Below are 22,822 nucleotides of genomic sequence, written 5' to 3' on the forward strand. Positions count from 1 at the left end.
CATGAGCCATGTCGCTGTCCGCATGGACCCCGCGCTGGAGCGCGAGGTCGATGAAGCGGCCCGCAGGCTGGGCCTGTCGAAGTCGCAGTACATCGTGATGGCGGTCGAGCGTTCGCTCGGGCGCCGACCCGCCCACCCGGTGCGCCACCAGGCAGCGGATGCCTTGGCGCCTTTGCGCCTGAGCGCCCAGCGTGGCGTCAAGCTCGGTGCCGAAGGCTCGCCCCTGCAGAAGAAGCTGCAGGCCCTGCTGCGCGCCCGCCTGTTGACCGACAGCGCCCAGGGCACCCCCCGGCCCGCCGACCCCGGCGCGGCCCAGGACTGAGCCCTTGCTGGCTGCCCGCGTTTGAAGCACTCCTTTTTGACCTTTGACCCAGACCATGCAGACCCCTTTGCTTGAAGGCATCCTGAGCGGCGCCCCAGCGGTGCAGCGGCGCGCCATGGCCAAGGCCATCACGCTGCTGGAATCGACCCGGCCCGATCACCGGGCCCAGGCCGACGAGTTGTTGACGGCCATGCTGCCGCACACCGGGCGCTCTTTTCGCCTGGGCATCAGTGGCGTGCCCGGCGTGGGCAAGAGCACGTTCATCGAGGCCTTGGGCCTGTACCTGATCGGTCAGGGCCACCGCGTGGCGGTGCTCGCGGTCGACCCCTCCAGCACGGTCTCGGGGGGCTCCATCCTGGGTGACAAGACCCGCATGGAACACCTGTCGGTGCATGAGCGGGCCTACATCCGCCCCAGCCCCAGCAGCGGCACCCTGGGGGGCGTTGCAGAGAAAACCCGCGAGGCCATGCTGGTGTGCGAGGCCGCGGGGTATGACGTGGTGATCGTCGAGACCGTGGGTGTGGGCCAGAGCGAAATCGCCGTGGCGGGCATGACCGACATGTTCGTGCTCATGCAACTGCCCAATGCCGGTGACGACCTGCAGGCCATCAAGAAAGGCGTGATGGAGATCGCCGACCTGGTGGTCATCAACAAGGCCGACATCGACGTGCACGCCGCCACGCGGGCCCAGGCCCAGATCACCTCGTCGCTGCGCCTGCTGGGCCTGCACGGCAACCCTGAGCACGCCCACCATGACGAGGCCTTGTGGCACCCGCAGGTGGTGCAGCTCAGTGCCTTGCTGGGGCAGGGCGTAGAGGCCTTCTGGGTCGCCGTGAGCCAGTTCAGGCGGTTGCAGGGGGCCAATGGGCGCCTGCAGTCGCGCCGCCAGAGCCAGTCGCTGGCCTGGATGTGGGAGCGCATCGACGCGGGTCTCAAGCAGGCTTTCCGTGCCCACCCGCAGGTGCAGGCCTTGCTGCCTCGCTTCACCGACGAGGTGGCCCAGGGGCTGCTGCCCGCCTCCACCGCTGCTCGGCAATTGCTGGCGGCCAGCCGCCACAGCGATTGAACCCAGCCGGCCCTCATTTCACCTGATCCAACCGATCCAACCCCCTCATTTCCAGAATCCATCCGGAGCAAAGAGAGAAGACACCATGCAAGACATCCTGGCGCAACTCGAAAGCAAGCGCGCTGCTGCCCGCCTCGGCGGCGGTCAGAAGCGCATCGATTCGCAACATGCCAAAGGCAAGCTGACCGCGCGTGAGCGCATCGAGTTGCTGCTGGACGAGGGCACGTTTGAAGAGTGGGACATGTTCGTCGAGCACCGTTGTGCCGATTTCGGCATGGCCGACAACAAGATCCCGGGTGACGGTGTGGTCACCGGCTACGGCATGATCAATGGCCGCCTGGTCTTTGTCTTCAGCCAGGACTTCACGGTCTTCGGCGGCGCCTTGTCCGAGGCCCATGCCGAAAAAATCTGCAAGATCATGGACCAGGCCATGAAGGTCGGTGCTCCGGTGATCGGCCTCAACGACTCGGGTGGCGCCCGCATTCAAGAAGGTGTGGCCTCGTTGGGGGGCTATGCCGACGTGTTCCAGAAGAACGTGCTGGCCAGCGGTGTGATCCCGCAGATCAGCATGATCATGGGCCCCTCGGCCGGTGGGGCGGTGTACTCGCCCGCCATGACCGACTTCATCTTCATGGTCAAGGACAGCTCGTACATGTTCGTGACCGGCCCTGAAGTGGTGAAGACCGTGACCCATGAAGAGGTGACGGCTGAAGAACTGGGCGGCGCCGTGACCCACACCACCAAGAGTGGCGTGGCCGACATGGCGTTCGAGAACGATGTCGAGGCCCTGCTGATGTTGCGCCGCCTCTACAACTACCTGCCGCTGAACAACCGCGAGAAGGCCCCCGTGCGCAAGAGCGGCGACCCGGTGGACCGCCAGGACAAGAGCCTGGACACCCTGGTGCCCGACAACCCGAACAAGCCCTATGACATGAAGGAGCTGATCGTCAAGACCGTGGACGATGGCGACTTCTTCGAACTGCAGCCCGAGTACGCCAAGAACATCATCATCGGCTTTGCCCGCATGGATGGGCAGACCGTGGGCATCGTGGCCAACCAGCCCCTGGTGCTGGCGGGTTGCCTGGACATCAAGAGCTCGATCAAGGCCGCTCGCTTCGTGCGCTTTTGCGACGCCTTCAACATCCCGGTGGTGACCTTTGTCGACGTGCCCGGCTTCATGCCCGGTACCAGCCAGGAGTACGGCGGCATCATCAAGCACGGTGCCAAGCTGCTGTACGCGTACGCCGAGTGCACGGTGCCCAAGATCACGGTGATCACCCGCAAGGCCTACGGTGGCGCTTACGACGTGATGGCCTCCAAGCACTTACGCGGTGACGTCAACTTTGCCTGGCCGAATGCCGAGATCGCCGTGATGGGCGCCAAGGGCGCGGTGGAGATCATCTTCCGCGAAGACAAGGGCGACCCGGCCAAGCTGGCCGCCAAGGAGGCCGAATACAAGGCCCGTTTCGCCAACCCCTTTGTGGCTGGTGCCCGTGGCTTCATCGATGACGTGATCCTGCCGTCGGAGACCCGCAAGCGCATCTGCCGCTCGCTGGTCATGCTCAAGGACAAGAAGCTTGAGAACCCGTGGCGCAAGCACGGGAACATCCCGCTCTGATCACCGTCACGAACAAGAAGGAACGAGTCAAATGTTTAAGAAGATTCTGATTGCCAATCGTGGTGAGATCGCCTGCCGTGTGATTGCCACCGCCAAGAAGATGGGCATCGCCACCGTGGCGGTGTACTCCGAAGCCGACAAGGAAGCCCGCCACGTGGCCCTGGCCGACGAGGCCGTGCTGTTGGGCCCGGCGCCCAGCCGCGAGAGCTACCTGGTGGCCGACAAGATCATTGCCGCCGCCAAGGCCACCGGTGCCGAGGCCATCCACCCCGGCTACGGCTTTTTGAGCGAGAACGAGGCCTTTGCCAAGCGCGTCGAGGACGAAGGCATGGCCTTCATTGGCCCGCGCCATTTCTCGATCGCCGCCATGGGCGACAAGATCGCCTCCAAGAAGCTGGCCAACGAGGCCAAGGTCAACACCATTCCGGGCTACAACGACGCCATCAGCGGCCCGGAGCAGGCGGTCGAGATCGCCAAGGGCATCGGCTACCCCGTCATGATCAAGGCCTCGGCCGGCGGTGGCGGCAAGGGTTTGCGCGTGGCCTTCAACGACAAGGAAGCCTTCGAGGGCTTTGCCAGCTGCCAGAACGAAGCCCGCAACAGCTTTGGCGATGACCGTGTGTTCATCGAGAAGTTTGTCGAGGAGCCGCGTCACATCGAAATCCAGGTGCTGGGCGATTCGCACGGCCATGTGATTTACCTGAACGAGCGCGAGTGCTCGATCCAGCGTCGGCACCAGAAAGTGATTGAAGAAGCGCCCAGCCCCTTCATCAGCGACGAAACCCGCAAGGCCATGGGCGAGCAAGCCGTGGCCCTGGCCAAGGCCGTGAAGTACCAGAGCGCCGGCACGGTCGAATTTGTGGTGGGCAAGGATCAGAGCTTCTACTTCCTGGAGATGAACACCCGTCTGCAGGTGGAGCACCCGGTCACCGAATGCATCACGGGCCTGGACCTGGTCGAACTGATGATCCGTGTGGCTGCCGGCGAGAAGCTGCCCCTGACCCAGGCCGACGTGAAGCGCGATGGCTGGGCCATCGAGTGCCGCATCAATGCCGAAGACCCGTTCCGCAACTTCCTGCCCTCCACCGGCCGCCTGGTCCGTTTTCAGACACCGCCGGAAACCATGTTCCAGAGCAAGACCGACAAGCTGTTCGGCGTGCGCGTGGACACCGGGGTGACCGATGGTGGCGAGATCCCGATGTTCTATGACTCGATGATCGCCAAGCTCATCGTGCATGGACGCGACCGCAACGATGCCATCGCCAAGATGCGCGAAGCCCTGAACGGCTTTGTGATCCGCGGCATCAGCAGCAACATCCCTTTCCAGGCGGCCTTGCTGGCGCACCCGAAATTTGTGTCGGGTGATTTCAACACCGGCTTCATTGCCGAGAACTACGGCAAGGGCTTTTTTGCCGAAGACGTGCCGCACAGCGATCCGGCCTTCCTGGTGGCCCTGGCGGCCTTCCAGAACCGCCGCTATCGCCAGCGTGCCTCGGGCATCACCGGCCAGATGGAAGGTCATGGCGCCAAGTTGGGTGAAGACTTCGTGGTGGTGGTTCTGGACAAGGCTGGCCAGCACGTGCATTACCCGGTGCAAGTCGCCGAGTTGGATGCGCAGACCAGCACCGTGAACGTGGACGGCAAAGGCTACCAGTTCAGCAGCGGTGCCCGTCTGGGGGCGATCCGCATCGAGGGCCTGGTGAACGGCGCTGCCTTCACGGCCCAGGTGGAGCGGGGGTCAGGCAAGAACCCGCTGGCGCTGCGCGTGTCGCACAACGGCACCCAGATCGAGGCGCTGGTGCTGTCGCCCCGCTCGGCTGAGCTGCACAAGCTGATGCCTTACAAGGCGCCGCCTGATCTGAGCAAGTTCCTGCTCTCGCCCATGCCCGGCTTGCTGGTGGATGTGGCTGTGCAGCCTGGCCAGACCGTGCAGGCCGGCGAGAAGCTGGCCGTGATCGAAGCCATGAAGATGGAGAACATCTTGTTTGCTACGCAGGACGGCGTGGTGGGCAAGATCGCCGCCAACAAGGGCGAGTCGCTGGCGGTGGACCAGGTCATTCTTGAGTTTGTCTGAGCGGAGCCCGTGCCATGACCCTGAACCGACCCTTCAAAGTGCTGGGCATCCAGCAGATCGCCATCGGCGGACCCGACAAGACCCGGCTGCAAAAGCTTTGGGTGGACATGCTGGGCCTGACCCTGACAGGCACCTTCAAAAGCGAGCGTGAGAACGTGGATGAAGACATCTGCGCCATCGGCGAGGGGCCGTTCAAGGTTGAGGTCGACCTGATGCAGCCCATGGATCCGGACAAGAAACCCGCCGTTCACGCCACACCGTTGAACCACGTGGGTCTGTGGATCGATGACCTGCCGGTGGCCGTGGAATGGTTGAGCGCCCATGGTGTGCGCTTCGCCCCCGGCGGCATCCGCCGCGGTGCTGCCGGCTTTGACATCACCTTCCTCCACCCCAAGGGCAACGACGAGTTTCCGATCTCGGGTGAGGGCGTGTTGATCGAGTTGGTGCAAGCCCCACCGGAGGTGGTGAAGGCCTTTGCGGCGTTGGCCGCATCGCCGTCGGTCTGAGCTTCACTCGATTCGTCGACCCCCCCCTGAAGCCACCTGCTTGATGCAGGTGGCTTTTTTTCATTGATCTTGCAGTGAAATCCACCCAAATCATTGCAATTGGCATTAAATAGGTGATAAAAAAGAGCGAAAAATCACTTGCGATTCGCATATCACTTGAAAAATGCGGGTTTTTCCTGAGGCTGTGAATCACCTTCTGTCAGTTTGGGCACAGACTGAAGATTCAAAATCGCTGCAACAAAATACCGTGACGCTTAGGGGACACATGCCATGAAAACGCTTTCTATTTGGGGACCCGGTGTCGCCTTGATGTCCCGCATGCGCTTGCCGGCCAAGTTGCTGCTGCTCTCCGCCATGCTGCTGGTCCCGTTGCTGTTGGTGTGTCTGCAACTGCTGCAGCGTTTTCATGAGGACATCGAGTTCATTCAGAGTGAGCAGGCCGGCGTGCAGGTGCTGGCACCCGTGGCGCGCCTGGTGGCTTTGACACAGACCCACCGGGGGCAGATGAACATCCTGCTGTCTGGCAATGCGTCGATTGCGCCGGCGCTGGAACAGAGTGCGCAAGGCCTGAAGCAAGGCATGGCCGAGGTGGAGACGGCGGTGCAAGGGCAGGGCGGTTTGAACATGAACGCCACCTGGAGCCGCATTCGGCCCCGCCTGGAGCAATTGCCACAGCTGCGTCAGGGGGCCGCGGCGGCCAGCTTTGCCGAGCATTCGGCCCTGATCGATGAATTGCGCCGGATGGCCTATGAGACGGCCGAACACTCCGGCCTGCTGTTCGACCCTGATCCGGTGACCTACCTGCTGATCGACATGAGTGTGTCGCGCATCATCCCCTGGACGGAGCGCCTGGGCCTGGTGCGCGGCACCGGCGCTGGCTTGCTGACACAGGCTCAACCCACCGCCCTGAGCATTGGACGCCTTCATGTGCTGCTCGACAACCTGGGGGGCGAACTGCGTGATGTGGAATTTGCCTTGCAGACCCTGCAGCAACGCCAGGCAGACCTGGGGTCGGCGGCCAATACCTTGGCCAGCAGCAATGACTTTCTGCGCCTGGCCCGCCAGGCCTTTCCGGTCAGCGGGGATGTGGCTGAGCCACGCCTGCCGCCCAGCGACTTTTTCGCCAGTGGTACCAAGGCGATCGGTGACGCCCAGGCCCTGAGCAACAAGGTGTTGGGCAGTATTGACGACCTGCTTCAAAAGCGGGCAAGCACCCTCGTTTTGCAGCGCAACACGGCACTGGGGGTCACGGTGCTGGGCATCGCCCTGCTGCTGTACCTGCTGATGTCCTTCTACCGCAGTTTTGTTCTGAGCTTCCGCGCCATGATTGCGGTGATGCACCAACTGGCTGAGGGTGATTTGCAGATTCACCTGGCTGTCAACGGGCGTGATGAACTGGGCGAGCTGGCCGACTTGTTGCGTGCCATGTCACACACCCTGTCGGGCATGGTGGCTGATGTGCGCAGCAATTCGGCCCTGGTGTCCCATGCCGGGGGCAGTCTGGCCGTGAGCAGCAAGGACTTGTCAGATCGCACCGAGCAGCAGGCCGCCAACCTGGAGCAGACTGCAGCCAGCGTCGAAGAACTGGCCAGCACGGTCGAGCACAACGCAGGCATTGCACAACAAGCCAACGCCCGTGCGGCCCAGGTGCGTGACGACGCCGAGGCAGGGGCGTCTGCGATGTCCCGTGCGGTGGCCTCAGTCGAGGGCATGCAGCAAAGCGCCCACAAGATGAGCGAAATCATCGGTGTGATCGACAGCTTGGCCTTTCAGACCAACATCCTCGCGCTCAATGCGGCCGTGGAGGCGGCCCGTGCGGGTGAGCAAGGCAGGGGCTTTGCCGTGGTGGCTGCCGAGGTGCGCTCGTTGGCCCAGCGCTCAGCCGCATCGGCGCGTGAGATCCGTCAACTGATCAGCGCTTCCTCGGAGCAGGTGGAGGGCAGTGTTGCGCTGATCCGTGCCGCAGGTACCAGCATCGGCAGCATCACCGAAGGCATTCGATCGGTGGCCAGCAGCATGGCTGAGATTTCATCCTTGAGTACTGAGCAGAGCGCCAGCCTGAGCGAGATCACGCTGGCCATCCAGCAACTTGACCAGATCACCCAGCGCAATGCACAAATGGTGGAGTCGTCGGTGCAGGAGACGTCTTTGCTGGAGCACCGCGCTGCCACCTTGTCGGCATCGGTGGCCTCTTTTGCCTTGCAGCAGGGCACGGCCGAAGAGGCGCAGGCCTTGGTGCAGCGTGCAGCCAAGTTGGGCCAGGGGATGTCAGCAGAGCAGTTGATGCGCCAGATCACCGATCCGGCTCAGCCTTTCCATGACCGGGACATGTATGTGTTTGTGCTGGACGAGTCGGGGGCTTACCGGGCGTTTGGCGGCAATCCAGCCAAGGTGGGCAGCAATGTCAAGGACATCCCAGGCATCCAGGGCGAGGTGCTGCTGAACAACATCATCGACCGTGCCAGGGTGGCGCCGGGCTGGGTCGAATACGACATCACCAATCCGGCCACAGGGCGCATGCAGACCAAGATGTCTTTTGTGCAGGCCTTGTCTCAGCCTGGTCTGTACATCGGGTGCGGGGTTTACAAGTCATTGGCCGTCGCCTGAGCGTGGCGGCGCCTGGGGCTCATTCTTCGCCGTTGCTGCCTGGGCTGCGGCGGGCTCGGGCCTTTTGCAGGGCGGCTTCGATCAAGGCGCGTTTGCGCTCCAGTTGGGTCGGATCGCTCAGGCGCGAGTGGGCGCTGATGTCCTGAAGCTTGGCCTGGGCTTCGGCCTGCAAACGGGCATCGTTTTCAGCTTGCTCGCGGGCCTGCCGAGCCTGATGCTGGCGGTAGCGTTGCACGGCAATTTGCGCCTCGGCTTCTGACCAGGCGGCCCAGCCGGTGCGTTCGCCGCTGGCTACCTCCAACTCAATGCAATCGACCGGGCAGACCGGGATGCACAGCTCGCAGCCGGTGCACCAGGGCTCGATCACGGTGTGCATCTGCTTGTTGCTGCCCAGAATGGCGTCGGTGGGGCAGGCTTTCAAGCACAGGGTGCAGCCAATGCACCAGGCCTCGTCGATGAATGCCACGGTGCGCGGCCCCTCTGTGCCGTGCTCCGGGCTCAGGGGAACCCATGGCCGAGCGGTGATGGCCGCCAGCCGGGCAACGCCTTCTGCGCCACCGGGCGGGCATTGATTGATGCCAGCATCGCCCTTGGCCACTGCCGTGGCGTAGGCTTCGCAATCAGGGTAGCCGCAGCGGGTGCACTGGGTCTGGGGCAGCGCCGCATGCAGGCGCGAAATCAGATCCTGCACCGCGCGCTCAAGCCTTGGCTGAAGGGCCGCGGGCGGCCTTGGTGGACGAGGGCTTGGCACTCGCCTTGGCGCTGCTGGCGGTCTTGGCGCGGGCTGTGGGCTTGCCAAGTGTCTCCGCCACGGCCTTGGCGGGTGCGGTGGCCTTGACGGGCGTGCTGGGCACGACGGCCTTGCCGGCAGCTTCTGCCGTCGCGCGGCCACCAGACGCCGCAGTGGCCTGGTGGTCCAGGATGAAGCGCTTCACGGTGGGGTACACCACCTCGCGCCAGCGGCGGCCACTGAAGATGCCGTAATGGCCTGCGCCCTTGGCCTCCAGGTGCTTGCGGTGACCGGCTTCAATGCCGCTGCACAGATCGTGGGCGGCAGCGGTCTGGCCGGAGCCCGAGATATCGTCCAGTTCGCCTTCAACGGTCAGCAGGCCGGTGTTGCGGATGTCTTGTGGACGCACGCGCTCGACCACGCCTTTCTCGCTGCGCACATCCCAGGTGCCCTTGACCAGCTTGAAGTCCTGGAACACGGTCTGGATGGTTTCCAGGTAGTAATCCGCATCCATGTCGAGCACCGCGTTGTACTCGTCATAGAACTTGCGATGGGCCTCGACACTGGCGTCGTCGCCCTTGATCAGGTCCTTGAAGTAGTCGTAGTGGCTGGTGGCGTGGCGGTCCGGGTTCATGGCCACAAAGCCCGTGTGCTGCAGAAAGCCCGGGTAGACGCGACGGCCAGCCCCAGGGAAGTTGTGAGGCACACGGTAGATCACATTGTTCTCAAACCACTCGAAGCTCTTGTTGGTGGCGAGGTTGTTGACCGACGTGGGCGACTTGCTGGCGTCAATCGGGCCACCCATCATGGTCATCGACAGCGGGAGCTGTTCCTTGCGCGAAGCCATCAGCGACACGGCAGCCAGCACCGGTACGGTGGGCTGGCACACGCTGATCACATGGCAGTTGCCATAGGTGGCCTGCAGGTGGCGAATGAACTCCTGCACGTAATTGATGTAGTCGTCGAGATGGAATTCACCTTCGCTCATGGGCACCAGGCGAGCATTCTTCCAGTCGGTGATGTAGACCTTGTGGTCTTTCAGCATGGTGCGCACGGTGTCGCGCAGCAAGGTGGCGTAGTGGCCCGAAAGCGGTGCCACAATCAACACCACGGGCTGGCCCTTGAGCTTGGTCAGCGTCGCCGGATCATCCGAGAAGCGCTTGAAACGGCGCAACTCACAAAACGGCTTGTCGATCTCCACCCGCTCGTGAATGGCCACACCCACACCATCCACATCGACTGTGGTGATGCCGAACACCGGCTTTTCGTAATCCTTGCCCAGTCGGTACAGCAGGTCGTAGCCTGCAGACATGCGTTGCGCCATGGGGGCCTGGCTCAAGGGCGACAGCGGGTTGCTGTAGAGCTTGGAGGCAGCCTGGGCGAAATCGGCAAACGGCTCCATCATGGAGCGTTGAGTTTCATAGAGCTGATAAAGCATGGGGCGACCTGAGATCGTTATGTTGCACTGCAGCAAATATACCAGTGATCGGGTGGACTTGTCTGGAGTGAAAACACCAATATTGCGTCAAATTTCTTTGTAGGGAACTGTTTTGTGGGTGTTGAATCTGCTTCAGATGAACTCTTCGTTGAGCGCGCCATGAAGCGCAGATCCTGTTTGTCAGCCCTTGCCGGCGTCGGCGCTTTGGCGCCCGCCCTGTCTTGGTCGGCCCTGGCTTCGGCTTGGTCGGGCATGCCGCAGACCCCGCGCATGCCGGTGCTGTTTCTGGGGCATGGGAGCCCCATGAATGCCTTGGGGGACAACGCTTACAGTCGCGCCTGGGCCCAATTGGGGGCTGAGTTCGGGCGACGCTATCCGAAGCCGGCATTGATTCTTTGCATCTCAGCGCATTGGGTGACCGATGGCTTTTGGCTCACGGCCATGAGCCGGCCTCGCACGATCCACGACTTTGGTGGCTTTCCGCAGGCCTTGTTCGATCAGCAATACCCTGCGCCCGGCGCACCGGCCCTGGCCAAGGCCCTGCGCGATGGTATTTTGAAACCAGAGTTGCAACTTGATCAGGATCGCTGGGGTTTTGATCACGGCACATGGTCAGTGCTCAAACCCATGTTTCCGCGCGCGGACATCCCCGTGGTCCAACTGAGCATGGATGGCAGCCGGCCTGCGTCCGAGCATTTCGCCTTGGGACAGCAGTTGGGTGCTTTGCGCGAACGCGGGGTGCTGGTCGTGGGCAGTGGCAACGCGGTGCACAACCTGCGTGCCGCAAGGCGGGATACCCCGAGCACCCAGGCCTACGATTGGGCACATCAGTTCGATGGCTGGGTGCAGGGCCATCTGCAGCGGGGCGAGCTGGAGGCATTGGTCGATTTCCAGGGGCAGGGCGAGGTGGCCCGCCTGGCGCATCCGACGCATGAGCATTATTGGCCCCTGCTCTACGCTGCAGGGGCGGCCAGGCGCACTGAAATGCCCCGCATGTTCAATGCCGATTTCCAGTCGGCCTCGATTTCGATGCGCTCAGTTGTCTGGGGCTGATCCAGCAATAAAAAAACCGCCCATGGGCGGTTGATGTGAATCGGGCAGGGGCAGGCCTTGCCCCTGAGGATTCAGAGAACTCAGGCCACCTTGGCAATCGCCTGGCAGACGTAGTCGATGTTCTTGCTGTTGAGCGCGGCCACGCACATGCGGCCGGTGTCGGTGCCGTACACGCCGAATTCGCTGCGCAGGCGCACCATCTGGTCCTTGTTCAGGCCGGAGTAGCTGAACATGCCGATCTGGGTGGTGATGAAGCTCATGTCCTGCTGCACGCCGGCAGCCTTCAGGCCGTCCACCAGCTTTTGACGCATGGCCTTGATGCGAACGCGCATCTCGCCAAGTTCCTGCTCCCACAGGGCGCGCAGTTCGGGGTTGCCCAGCACGGCGGCCACCACAGCGCCGCCGTGAATGGGCGGGTTGGAATAGTTGGTGCGGATCACGATCTTGAGTTGCGACAGCACGCGCGAAGCTTCTTCCTTGTCGGCGCACAGCACCGACAAGGCGCCCACGCGCTCGCCGTACAGGCTGAAGCTCTTGGAGAACGAGGTGGACACAAAGAAGCTCAGGCCGGCAGCCACGAACTTGCCGATCACGGCGCCGTCTTCAGCAATGCCGTGGCCAAAGCCCTGGTAGGCCATGTCCAGGAAGGGGGTCAGGTTTTTGGCCTTGACGACAGCGATCACTTGATCCCATTGGGCGGCAGTGATGTCGTAACCCGTGGGGTTGTGGCAGCAGGCGTGCAGGACCACGATGGTGCCCGGGGCGGCAGCATTCAATGAGGCCAGCATGCCTTCAAAGTTCACGCCACGCTTTTCGGCGTCGTAATAGGCATAAGACTCGACCGTGAAGCCGGCGTTGGTGAACAGCGCGCGGTGGTTTTCCCAACTGGGGTCGGAGATCAGCACCTTGGCGTCGGGGCTGACCTTCTTCAGGAAGTCGGCGCCGATCTTCAAGCCGCCCGTGCCGCCGATGCCTTGCACCGTGGCCACGCGTCCCGAGGTGACAGGCTCGCTGTCGGCGCCGAACACCAGGCTCTTCACGGCTGCGTCATAGGCGGCGATGCCGTCGATGGGCAGGTAACCGCGGGCGGACGGCTTTTCCATCATGGCCTTTTCGGCTGCCTGCACGCACTGCAGCAGGGGCAGCTTGCCGTTGTCATCGAAATAGACGCCCACGCCGAGGTTGACCTTGTTGGGGTTGGTGTCGGCTGCGAATTGCTCGTTGAGGCCCAGGATCGGATCGCGAGGAGCCATCTCGACGGCGGTGAAAAGAGACATGGTGCTTGTGTGAAGTGATGGGGTTTCGAGGGGCGCTGTTGTGCAACGCCGGACGGCATTTTACAGCCATCGCTCCGGCACGCCCGTTCTGGGTGTTGACGTGCTGGGCGTGAGGGCTGCCCTGAATCTGCCGATGCCTGGCACGGGACTGTTCTGTAATCGAAACTCATCTTTCAATGAGTCATTTTGGTTGATACCAACTCTTTACATAAGGTAGACTATTACCCTGATTTAAAACTTAAGGGAGTGGTCGTGAAAAAAATTCTATTTTTTATGTGCTTTATTTTGTCCTCTGCGGCTCATGCTTTTATGCCGCAGGCGGGCACTTGGGTGGTAACGTCTGAAGTTGATGGCCGTCCTGGGCGTGGTCTAGCATTGGATGTTCAGAACAACACGTTTGTGCTTCAGATGTATGCTTACGAGGCCAGTGGGCAGCCAACCTTTTATTTGGCGGTGGGGCCTTTGTTGAATAACTCAGGTTCGTCCGATCTTCAGCGATTTACGGGAGGTCGTTATCTCGGTAGCGCGCCCATGTCGGGCACGCTGGATAGGGTTGTGGGGCGGATGAATGTTAGGTTCACCAGTGGCGTCACTGGTTTCATTCAGTTGCCCGGTGAGAGCGAAGTGGCAATCTCACGTTTCAACTTTGGCTATGGTGCCGTGCCTTCCAGCTTGATCGGCATCTGGTCATTCTCAAGCATGGGAAGCGCTGGTTTGAATGCGGAAGTTGTTTCGCTGACCACGTTAAGCAGTGCCACAAGCAATGGTAATGGTTTGGTGATATCTTCGAATGGTATGTTTGGCTGCGAACATCAAGTCCGGGGAAGTTTCGCCGGCGGGGTGATTTGCGTCAAAATCAATTCTTCCGGGCAATTGCTCGCAGCCTATCGCTTTGTCTACAGCGTAAACGAGGGTGAGGGGCTCTCTAATATCATGGGTTCGGTAGATCAGGTGTCATGGATTCGCCGCCTTACAACTGCTGGTGGTGTGGGAACCGGAATTGTATTGCGTGAAGAGAATGCTATCTCTGCTGAGAATGAAGCGGCCGTGGCGGCTTATGTTGAGTTGATTTCTCAATAGCCAAGGCTGTATTCCAGGCAGGGACTTGCACTGCTTGCGTTCAATGAATCTGAGCCAACGCGTACACTTGATGAACTATCGTGTGAGGGGCTGTTGCGTTGAATTCAGATCTGGGTCAGTTCGTCACCTTCCCCGACTCGCCCTTCGAGTTGTTCCAACCCTACCCGCCAGCGGGTGATCAGCCGACCGCCATCAATCAGTTGGTTGACGGCGTGCTCGATGGCGAGGTGTTCCAGACCTTGCTGGGGGTGACCGGGTCTGGCAAGACCTTCACCATGGCCAATGTGATCGCCCGTCTGGGGCGTCCGGCCATCGTGTTTGCGCCCAACAAGACCCTGGCGGCGCAGTTGTACAGCGAGTTCCGTGAGTTCTTTCCGAAGAACGCTGTGGAGTACTTCGTCAGCTACTACGACTACTACCAGCCTGAGGCCTATGTGCCGCAGCGCGACCTGTTCATCGAGAAAGACTCGGCCATCAACGAGCACATCGAGCAGATGCGCTTGTCTTGCACCAAAAGCATCATTGAGCGTCGTGATGTGGTGATCGTGGCCACGGTGTCGGCCATTTATGGCATTGGCGAGCCTGAAAGTTATCACCGGATGGTGATGACGCTGCGTGTGGGCGACAAGCTGGGGCAGCGCGACATCATTGCGCAACTGATCCGCATGCAGTACCAGCGCAACGAGATGGAGTTTTCGCGCGGCAAGTTCCGTGTGCGTGGTGACACCATCGACATCTTTCCCGCCGAGCACAGCGAGCTGGCCATCCGCATCGAGTTGTTCGATGACGAGATCGAGACCCTCCAGTTGTTCGATCCCTTGACCGGGCGCATCCGCCAGAAGATTCCGCGCTTCACGGTCTACCCTTCCAGCCACTACGTGACCCCGCGGGACCGGGTGCTGGCAGCAGTGGAAACCATCAAGGAAGAGCTGTCCGCCCGCCTCAAAGAGCTGGTGGGCATGGGCAAGCTGGTGGAGGCGCAGCGGCTGGAGCAGCGCACCCGTTTCGACCTGGAGATGCTCAGCGAAGTGGGGCATTGCAAGGGCATCGAAAACTACACCAGGCATCTGTCGGGCGCCGCGCCGGGCGAGCCGCCCTCCACACTGACCGACTACCTGCCCAAGGACGCCATCATGTTCCTGGACGAAAGCCATGTGCTGATCGGGCAGTTGGGCGGCATGTACAACGGCGATCGGGCCCGCAAAACCACGCTGGTCGAGTATGGCTTTCGCCTGCCGTCGGCCCTGGACAACCGCCCGCTGAAGTTCGAAGAGTTCGAAAAGCGCATGCGCCAGATCATCTTTGTGTCCGCCACCCCGGCCAACTACGAGATTGAGCATGCTGGTCAAGTGGTCGAGCAGGTGGTGCGCCCGACCGGCCTGGTTGATCCCGTGGTGGAGGTGCGCCCCGCCACCCATCAGGTGGATGATGTGTTGCAGGAGATCCGCATCCGGGTCGACAAGAACGAACGGGTGCTGATCACCACCCTCACCAAGCGCATGGCCGAGCAGTTGACCGATTACCTGTCGGACAACGGCGTCAAGGTGCGCTACTTGCACAGCGATGTGGATACCGTGGAGCGGGTTGAGATCTTGCGGGATCTGCGCCTGGGTGTGTTCGATGTTCTGGTGGGCATCAACCTGCTACGCGAGGGCCTGGACATCCCCGAGGTGTCTCTTGTGGCCATTCTGGATGCCGATAAGGAGGGTTTTCTGCGTGCCGAGCGTTCTCTGATCCAGACCATTGGCCGGGCTGCCCGCAACCTGAATGGGCGTGCCATCCTGTATGCGGACCGCATCACCGAGTCCATGCGCAAAGCGATGGGTGAGACCGAGCGCCGGCGCCTCAAACAGATCGCCTACAACGAGGAGCACGGCATCACGCCGCGCAGCATTGTCAAGCAGGTGCGAGATCTGATCGACGGCGTTTACAGCGAAAAAAGTGGACGCGAAGCCGAGAAGCTTGAGCAGTCTGCCCTGCAGAAGGCCCGTGTCGAGGAGATGGGCGAGAAGGACATTGCGCGCGAAATCAAGCGGCTCGAGAAAGAGATGCTGGAACACGCGCGCAACCTCGAGTTCGAAAAGGCGGCCCAGGCGCGAGACCAGTTGGCCTTGCTCCGGGAGCGGGCTTTCGGTGCCGCAGGCACCGACAACGTGGTGGTTTTGCCTCTGCGAAAGTAACTGGAACTCAATCGGGGCAAGGCCGTTCAAACATCAAGCCAGGCCTTCCAATTGGGCTAACAAACCGATGGTCAGACACTCGATTTGTTTGTACTATCGACCCAATTGATTGAATTGTGACTGTTTGGTATTTTTACCTGACTGTTTAATTTGGCCTTAGTGATATACTTGACGCAAACAGTCAAGAACCCAGAACGATGAAGGGCCGGCCCCAAGAGCCGGTAACGGGGTGAGGACGGAGCCTGCGGCACACCGCTGCAAGGCATTTGAAACAAGACCAAGCCTGATGAAGGAGCTTGATATGCGTCTCACAACCAAAGGCCGCTTTGCGGTGACCGCGATGATCGACCTGGCATTGCGCCAGAACAATGGCCCGGTCACCCTGGCTGCCATCAGCCAGCGCCAGCAGATTTCGCTGTCCTACCTGGAACAGTTGTTCGGCAAGCTGCGCCGGCATGAACTGGTCGAGTCCACCCGCGGGCCTGGCGGTGGCTACACCCTGGGTCGCAAGGCGTCTGACATCACTGTGGCCGACATCATCGTGTCGGTCGACGAACCCATTGACGCCACCCAATGCGGTGGCAAGGAAAACTGCCTGGGCGAAGCGGGCCGTTGCATGACGCACGAGTTGTGGTCGGCCCTGAACCAGCGCATGGTTGAGTTTCTCGATTCGGTCACGCTGCAGAAGCTGGTCGAAGAGCAGATTGCCAAGGGTGTGCAGGTCGAGGACAAGCCTGTGCTGCGCCGTGCCATTTCGAGCACGCCGGTGGTCAAGCCCATTCGCGTCAATGCGCCGAATTCGGTGTTTGCCTTGGGCAACGTCTTCGCCAAATCGTGATGTTTTGAACGCCGGCGCGCTCTGCGGGCGCCGCCGGTTTACCCGATTGCTGTTGCTATTCAGCAAGCAAGCCAGTTTTGATAGAGCCAGCCATGGACATGACCCCTCATTTCCCCATTTACCTTGACTACGGTGCTACCACGCCCGTCGACCCCCGTGTTGTCGATGCGATGATCCCGTGGTTGCGTGAGCATTTTGGCAATGCCGCCTCGCGCAGCCATGCCTGGGGTTGGGAAGCCGAAGAAGCGATCGAAAAGGCCCGCGGCCAGGTTGCCGACCTGATCGGTGCTGACCCGCGTGAAATCGTCTGGACCAGCGGTGCCACCGAATCCATCAACCTGGCCCTCAAGGGCGCAGCCCAGTTCTACAAGGGCAAGGGTAAGCACCTCATCACCCTGAAGACCGAACACAAGGCCGTGCTTGACACCATGCGCGAGTTGGAGCGCCAGGGCTTTGATGTGACCTACATGGATGTCCAGGAAGATGGTCTGCTGGACCTCGAGGCCCTCAAGGCAGCGATTCGTCCTGACACCATCCTGATCAGCGTCTTGTTCGTCAACAACGAGATCGGTGTCATCCAGGACATTCCGGCGATCGGCGCCCTGTGCCGCGAAAAAGGCATCCTGCTGCACGTTGATGCAGCCCAGGCCACAGGTCGTGTCGAGATCGACATGAACAAGTTGCCCATCGACCTGATGAGCATGACGGCCCACAAAACCTACGGCCCCAAGGGCGTCGGCGCGTTGTATGTGCGTCGCAAGCCCCGTGTCCGTCTTGAAGCTCAAATCCATGGCGGTGGCCATGAGCGCGGCATGCGTTCGGGTACCTTGCCCACCCACCAGATCGTTGGCATGGGCGAGGCTTTCCGCATCGCCAAGGCCGAGATGGCGGAAGGCAATGCCAAGGCCTACGCCTTGCAGCAACGCCTGCTCAACGGCCTGAAGGACATCGAACAGGTGTTCATCAATGGCAGCCTGGAGCACCGCGTGCCGCAGAACCTCAACATGAGCTTCAACTTTGTTGAAGGCGAGTCGTTGATCATGGGCATCAAAGGCCTGGCCGTGTCATCGGGTTCGGCCTGCACCTCTGCCAGCCTGGAGCCCAGCTATGTGTTGCGCGCCCTGGGTCGCAGTGACGAGTTGGCTCACAGCAGCCTGCGCATGACCATCGGCCGTTTCACGACCGAGGAAGAAATCGATTACGCCATCGGCACCATCCGCGAAAACGTCACCCGCCTGCGCGAGCTCAGCCCGCTGTGGGAGATGTACAAGGACGGCGTCGATCTGAGCACCATCCAATGGGCCGCGCACTGAGCGCACGCCCCATCAAGAACTGAGGACCTGGCCATGGCTTATTCTGAAAAAGTGGTAGACCACTACGAAAACCCGCGCAACGTGGGCTCTTTTGACAAGGGTGATGAATCGGTGGGCACCGGCATGGTGGGCGCACCGGCCTGCGGCGACGTGATGAAGCTGCAGATCAAGGTGAACCCGCAGACCGGCGTGATCGAAGATGCACGCTTCAAGACCTACGGTTGTGGCTCTGCCATCGCATCGAGCTCACTGGTCACCGAGTGGGTCAAGGGCAAGACGCTGGATGAGGCGGCTGCGCTTAAAAACAGCCAGATCGCCGAAGAACTGGCCCTGCCGCCTGTGAAGATCCACTGCTCCATCCTGGCTGAAGACGCCATCAAGGCTGCAGTGAGCGACTACCGACAAAAGCACACGCAGTAAACCATGGCTGTGACCCTGACTGAAGCGGCTGCCCGGCATGTGAGTCGATACCTGTCCCGACGGGGCAAGGGCATTGGCGTTCGGCTGGGCGTCAAGACCACCGGCTGCTCTGGCCTGGCTTACAAGCTGGAGTATGTCGACGACATGGCCCCTGAAGACATCGTCTTTGAAGGCCATGGTGTCAAGGTGCTGATCGACCCCAAGAGCCTGGCCTACATCGACGGCACCGAGCTCGACTTTGTGCGTGAGGGCCTCAACGAAGGTTTCCGCTTCAACAACCCCAACGAACGCGATCGTTGCGGCTGCGGCGAAAGCTTCCGGGTCTGACACCGGGCTGTGCCGGCCGGCATTGGCCGGCCTCTTGCTTGATGAAACCGCCTTCACCTGCGTGCTGGCGGTTTTTTACTGAATGCCATGAACCTGCAATCCAATGATTTCGAGTTGTTCGGCGTGCCCGAGCGCTTCGCCCAAGAGCGTGCGGCGCTCGATCAGCGCTGGAAAGACCTGCAGCGCGAGGCCCATCCCGACCGTTTTGCTGCGCAAGGTGGGGCGGCTCAACGAGTGGCCATGCAATGGTCGGTGCGCATCAATGAGGCCTACCAGCGCTTGAAAGACCCGCTGCGTCGCGCTGCCTACCTGTGCGAGTTGCGCGGCGCCCCCATCGAGGCGGAGAACAACACCGCCATGCCCGCCGCCTTCCTGATGCAGCAGATGGAGTGGCGTGAAGCGCTCGACGATGCGAGCAGCGCCGCTGCCCTGAATGGACTGGATGCGGAAGTGCGGGCTGCACGGGCCCAGGCCATCGAGGCCTGCCGCCGCCTGCTGGACGATGAACAGCAGTTTGCTGCTGCTGCCCAGCAGGTCAGAGCCCTCATGTTCATTGCGCGATTTGAGCGCGACATTGAGTCCCGGCTGGATCAACTGGGACAATAAGCGTTTGTCGCATTTGTGGCGTTTGCCACATTCCCCGAACCCGAAAAGAATTCCATGGCGCTTCTCCAGATTTCCGAGCCCGGTCAGTCTCCCGATCCCCACCAGCGTCGCATTGCCGTGGGCATCGACCTGGGCACCACCCATTCGCTGGTGGCCGCCATGCGCAATGGCGTGGCCGAATGCCTGCCCGATGCCCAGGGGCGGGTCATCTTGCCGTCGGCCGTCCGTTACCTGGACGGGGGAGGGCGCCAGATTGGTTTTGATGCGCTGCCGGCCCAGTCCACCGACCCCCGGAACACCATCGTCTCGGTGAAACGCTTCATGGGGCGCGGCCTGAACGACCTCAAGGACGTCTCGCGCCTGCCCTACCAATTTGTGGGTGAAGCGGGGCAGGGCATGGTCAGCCTGCAGACGGTTGCCGGCGTCAAGTCGCCTGTCGAGATCAGCGCAGAAATCCTGGCCACCCTGCGCTACCGGGCAGAGGACAGCTTCAACGACGACCTGTATGGTGCCGTCATCACCGTGCCGGCCTATTTCGATGATGCCCAGCGCCAGGCCACCAAGGATGCGGCCCAGCTTGCCGGCATCAAGTTGCTGCGCCTGATCAACGAACCCACTGCCGCAGCCATCGCTTATGGCCTGGACAACGCCAGCGAGGGCATCTATGCCGTGTACGACCTGGGTGGCGGCACCTTTGACATCTCCATCCTGCGCCTGACCCGGGGCGTGTTCGAGGTGATTGCCACCGGGGGCGATTCGGCCCTGGGCGGGGATGACTACGATCAAGCCTTGGCCGCGTGGGTGCTGGCGCAGACCGGTGTCCAGACCGCCGACGTGCATGACCTGGCCCGCCTGAGGGTGGCAGCGCGGGCCTGCAAAGAGGCACTCACGCAGGCCGAAGCCGTCGATTTCGTGGCCGACCTGAGTACCGGCTCCTTGCGCCAGGCGGTGCGCCGCAGTGATTTCCATGTCGCAACCGAGGCCTTGACCGCCCGCACCCTCGCAGCGGTTCGAAAAGCCTTGCGTGATGCACAACTTGAGCGTGACGAGGTGCAGGGGGTGGTCATGGTCGGGGGCTCCACCCGCATGCCCCAGGTGCAGCAGGCCGTGCACGATTACTTTGGCAAGGCCCCGCTCAACAACCTCAACCCCGACGAGGTGGTGGCCCTGGGGGCCGCCGTCCAGGCCAACCAACTGGCCGGCAATGATCACAGCGGTGATTTGTTGCTGCTCGATGTGATTCCGCTGTCGCTGGGGCTGGAGACCATGGGCGGGTTGGTGGAGCGCATCGTGCCGCGCAACCAGACCATTCCGACCGCGATGGCGCAAGACTTCACCACCTACCAGGATGGCCAGACCGCCCTGGCCTTGCATGTGGTGCAGGGTGAGCGCGATCTGGTTGCCGATTGCCGCAGTCTGGCGCGCTTTGAGTTGCGCGGGATTCCGCCGATGGCGGCAGGCGCTGCGCGCATCCGGGTCACCTTCACGGTGGACGCCGACGGCCTGCTGCAAGTGGCGGCTCGCGAGATGATCAGCGGTGTCGAGGCGGCGATCGAAGTCAAGCCGTCCTATGGTCTGTCCGATGAACAAATCGCCCGCATGCTGCAAGACAGCTTCAGCACCGCGCAGCAGGACATGCAGGCCCGTGCCCTGGCCGAAGCCCGTCTGGAGGCCGACCGCATGGTGCTGGCCACCCGCAGTGCCTTGAAAGCCGATGGCGATCTGTTGTCAGACGCCGAGCGTGCCACCCTGGACAGCTTGATTGAAGCTGCCCTGGCGGCCAAGTTGCTGGAGGAGGCCAAGGCCATCGAAGCCGCCACCGAGGCCCTGGCCAAGGGCACCGAAGCCTTTGCGGCCAGCCGCATGAACAGGGGCATCCAGCAGGCCCTGGCTGGCCGCCAGGTCGACTCGCTCTGAGCCCCAGCCGGACGTCCGAAATCAAGGCCCAACCCTTTACCGATCCACCGCCATGCCCGTCATCAAAATCTTGCCCCACCCCGAGTACTGTCCCGAAGGCACCGAAATCAAGGTGGCCACCGGCACCAACATCTGTGAGGCACTGCTCGACAACGACATCCACATCGAGCATGCCTGCGACATGAGCTGCGCCTGCACCACCTGCCACGTGATCGTGCGCGAGGGCTTCAACTCACTCAACGAGCCTGAGGAAACCGAGGAAGACCTGCTGGACCGTGCCTGGGGCCTGGAGCCTCAGTCACGCCTCAGTTGCCAGGCCATCGTGGCCCGAGACAATCTGACGATTGAAATCCCCAAATACACGATCAACCACGCCAAAGAGAACCACTGATGTCGCGCCAGATCGTCTTTGACACCGAGACCACCGGCCTGTCCGCCGAGAACGGCGACCGGGTGATTGAAATCGGCTGTGTCGAGCTCGTCAACCGCAAGCTGACGGGCCGCAACCTGCATTACTACCTGAACCCCGAGCGGGACAGCCATGAGGATGCGTTGCGCATCCACGGCCTGACCACCGAGTTTCTGCGTGACAAACCCAAGTTCGCGGCGGTGGTCGACGAGTTCCTGGATTACATCCAGGGCTCCGAGCTGATCATCCACAACGCAGCCTTCGACGTCGGCTTCCTCAACAAAGAGCTGGAGCTGCTGGGCCGCCCTCCTTTGAAGAGTTATGTCTCGGGCGTGATCGACACCCTGGCCCTTGCCAAGGAGATGTACCCAGGCAAGCGCAATTCGCTGAATGGATTGTGTGAGCGTCTGGGGGTCGACAACACCGGTCGTACCCTGCACGGCGCCTTGCTCGATGCCGAGCTGCTGGCGGATGTGTACGTCTACATGACGCGAGGCCAGGATGCCTTGCTGATCGACGCCGGCTCCGAGGAGGAAACCCAGACCCAGATGGTGGCTTTCGATCTGAGCGGCATCGAGCTGCCGGTGCTGGACGCCAGCGAGCAAGAGCTGGCTGCGCACGCCGATGTCATGGCCCAGCTCGATAAATCGAGTGGCGGCAAAACAATTTGGCGAACTTTCGAAAACAGCTAAAAAACTGTGCCATAATAGAGTTCTTGACGCGGTGAAGCACTAAACGATAAGTAAAGCGCAACACGATAAGCGGCAAGGGCGATTAGCTCAGCGGTAGAGCACTGCATTCACACTGCAGGGGTCACATGTTCGATCCATGTATCGCCCACCAACACTGCTGATTGCATGCCGATGCAGTCAGCGCAAAAACCCCGAAAGTCTAAACGACTTCTCGGGGTTTTTTGTTTTCTGCCTCATTTTCCTGCGCCGGCCCTGCATTCGGGTTGTGCCGGGCCCCTCAGGGGTCTTCGGCCACCTATCATCTGCTTGCCTGCCCTCAGACAGGTTGCGCCTGAGGGCCTGGGTTGCT

The 22,822-nt window shown here is 61.6% G+C and carries 20 protein-coding genes and 1 tRNA gene; 18 read left to right on the forward strand and 3 right to left on the reverse strand.

The window, feature by feature from the left end; translation table 11 throughout:
• Position 1 precedes the first annotated feature (1 nt).
• The 6 genes from AC07PT_RS16595 (at position 2) to AC07PT_RS16620 (ending at position 8,193) form a co-directional block, all read left to right on the forward strand.
• Complete coding sequence (locus AC07PT_RS16595) at positions 2 to 322, forward strand: hypothetical protein (protein WP_494657388.1); 321 nt, start codon at positions 2 to 4, stop codon at positions 320 to 322.
• 55 nt (positions 323 to 377) lie between these two features.
• Complete coding sequence (gene meaB / locus AC07PT_RS16600) at positions 378 to 1,388, forward strand: methylmalonyl Co-A mutase-associated GTPase MeaB (RefSeq protein ID WP_492346496.1); 1,011 nt, start codon at positions 378 to 380, stop codon at positions 1,386 to 1,388.
• 85 nt (positions 1,389 to 1,473) lie between these two features.
• Positions 1,474 to 3,006, forward strand: coding sequence for an acyl-CoA carboxylase subunit beta (locus AC07PT_RS16605; protein ID WP_273425506.1), 1,533 nt, complete (start codon positions 1,474 to 1,476; stop codon positions 3,004 to 3,006).
• A 31-nt stretch (positions 3,007 to 3,037) separates the two neighbouring features.
• Positions 3,038 to 5,080, forward strand: coding sequence for an acetyl-CoA carboxylase biotin carboxylase subunit (locus AC07PT_RS16610; RefSeq protein WP_492346497.1), 2,043 nt, complete (start codon positions 3,038 to 3,040; stop codon positions 5,078 to 5,080).
• Positions 5,081 to 5,094: 14 nt separating this feature from the next.
• Positions 5,095 to 5,586 carry a VOC family protein gene (locus tag AC07PT_RS16615; protein ID WP_494657389.1) on the forward strand — a complete coding sequence of 164 codons (492 nt, stop codon included), beginning with the start codon at positions 5,095 to 5,097 and terminating at the stop codon, positions 5,584 to 5,586.
• A 309-nt stretch (positions 5,587 to 5,895) separates the two neighbouring features.
• On the forward strand, positions 5,896 to 8,193 hold the full coding sequence (locus tag AC07PT_RS16620) for a methyl-accepting chemotaxis protein (RefSeq protein WP_494657390.1): 2,298 nt from the start codon (positions 5,896 to 5,898) through the stop codon (positions 8,191 to 8,193).
• Between the two features lie 19 nt (positions 8,194 to 8,212).
• Here AC07PT_RS16620 and rsxB read toward each other — a convergent pair whose 3' ends face one another.
• Entirely contained in the window at positions 8,213 to 8,884 is a 672-nt protein-coding gene (rsxB, locus tag AC07PT_RS16625; protein WP_494657391.1) for an electron transport complex subunit RsxB, read from the reverse strand.
• Between the two features lie 7 nt (positions 8,885 to 8,891).
• The gene (locus AC07PT_RS16630) at positions 8,892 to 10,361 is read right to left on the reverse strand and encodes a polyhydroxyalkanoate depolymerase (RefSeq protein WP_492346500.1); all 1,470 of its coding nucleotides are present in this window, start codon (positions 10,359 to 10,361) and stop codon (positions 8,892 to 8,894) included.
• Positions 10,362 to 10,520: 159 nt separating this feature from the next.
• Between AC07PT_RS16630 and ygiD the strand changes: the two genes are divergently transcribed.
• Positions 10,521 to 11,414, forward strand: coding sequence for a 4,5-DOPA-extradiol-dioxygenase (ygiD, locus tag AC07PT_RS16635; RefSeq protein ID WP_494657392.1), 894 nt, complete (start codon positions 10,521 to 10,523; stop codon positions 11,412 to 11,414).
• A gap of 80 nt (positions 11,415 to 11,494) precedes the next feature.
• Here the strand turns inward: ygiD and AC07PT_RS16640 are convergent, their stop codons facing one another.
• On the reverse strand, positions 11,495 to 12,691 hold the full coding sequence (locus AC07PT_RS16640; protein ID WP_494657393.1) for an amino acid aminotransferase: 1,197 nt from the start codon (positions 12,689 to 12,691) through the stop codon (positions 11,495 to 11,497).
• Between the two features lie 186 nt (positions 12,692 to 12,877).
• Here AC07PT_RS16640 and AC07PT_RS16645 point away from each other — a divergent pair, with 186 nt between their 5' ends.
• From AC07PT_RS16645 to AC07PT_RS16695, 11 genes are all read left to right on the forward strand, one after another.
• Positions 12,878 to 13,771 (forward strand): hypothetical protein, encoded by an 894-nt coding sequence (locus AC07PT_RS16645; protein ID WP_494657394.1) that lies wholly within the window; start codon positions 12,878 to 12,880, stop codon positions 13,769 to 13,771.
• Between the two features lie 98 nt (positions 13,772 to 13,869).
• Positions 13,870 to 15,951: an excinuclease ABC subunit UvrB gene (gene uvrB / locus AC07PT_RS16650; RefSeq protein ID WP_494657395.1), complete on the forward strand. Its 2,082-nt coding sequence runs from the start codon at positions 13,870 to 13,872 to the stop codon at positions 15,949 to 15,951.
• 301 nt (positions 15,952 to 16,252) lie between these two features.
• On the forward strand, positions 16,253 to 16,789 hold the full coding sequence (gene iscR, locus AC07PT_RS16655; RefSeq protein ID WP_492346505.1) for a Fe-S cluster assembly transcriptional regulator IscR: 537 nt from the start codon (positions 16,253 to 16,255) through the stop codon (positions 16,787 to 16,789).
• A gap of 92 nt (positions 16,790 to 16,881) precedes the next feature.
• The gene (locus AC07PT_RS16660) at positions 16,882 to 18,102 is read left to right on the forward strand and encodes an IscS subfamily cysteine desulfurase (RefSeq protein WP_492346506.1); all 1,221 of its coding nucleotides are present in this window, start codon (positions 16,882 to 16,884) and stop codon (positions 18,100 to 18,102) included.
• Positions 18,103 to 18,135: 33 nt separating this feature from the next.
• Positions 18,136 to 18,522 carry a Fe-S cluster assembly scaffold IscU gene (iscU, locus tag AC07PT_RS16665; protein WP_492346507.1) on the forward strand — a complete coding sequence of 129 codons (387 nt, stop codon included), beginning with the start codon at positions 18,136 to 18,138 and terminating at the stop codon, positions 18,520 to 18,522.
• A 3-nt stretch (positions 18,523 to 18,525) separates the two neighbouring features.
• Entirely contained in the window at positions 18,526 to 18,849 is a 324-nt protein-coding gene (iscA, locus tag AC07PT_RS16670) for an iron-sulfur cluster assembly protein IscA (RefSeq protein ID WP_492346508.1), read from the forward strand.
• A gap of 87 nt (positions 18,850 to 18,936) precedes the next feature.
• Positions 18,937 to 19,455 carry a Fe-S protein assembly co-chaperone HscB gene (hscB, locus tag AC07PT_RS16675; protein WP_492346509.1) on the forward strand — a complete coding sequence of 173 codons (519 nt, stop codon included), beginning with the start codon at positions 18,937 to 18,939 and terminating at the stop codon, positions 19,453 to 19,455.
• 54 nt (positions 19,456 to 19,509) lie between these two features.
• Positions 19,510 to 21,372, forward strand: coding sequence for a Fe-S protein assembly chaperone HscA (gene hscA, locus AC07PT_RS16680; protein WP_494657396.1), 1,863 nt, complete (start codon positions 19,510 to 19,512; stop codon positions 21,370 to 21,372).
• 52 nt (positions 21,373 to 21,424) lie between these two features.
• The gene (fdx, locus tag AC07PT_RS16685) at positions 21,425 to 21,763 is read left to right on the forward strand and encodes an ISC system 2Fe-2S type ferredoxin (protein ID WP_492346511.1); all 339 of its coding nucleotides are present in this window, start codon (positions 21,425 to 21,427) and stop codon (positions 21,761 to 21,763) included.
• Positions 21,763 to 22,473, forward strand: coding sequence for a DNA polymerase III subunit epsilon (gene dnaQ / locus AC07PT_RS16690; protein ID WP_492346512.1), 711 nt, complete (start codon positions 21,763 to 21,765; stop codon positions 22,471 to 22,473). The genes fdx and dnaQ overlap by 1 nt, the downstream gene beginning before the upstream one ends.
• 76 nt (positions 22,474 to 22,549) lie before the next feature.
• Positions 22,550 to 22,624 (forward strand) — tRNA-Val (locus tag AC07PT_RS16695).
• Positions 22,625 to 22,822 lie beyond the last annotated feature (198 nt).

This window comes from Curvibacter sp. GW821-FHT09D12 (genome assembly GCF_059416245.1).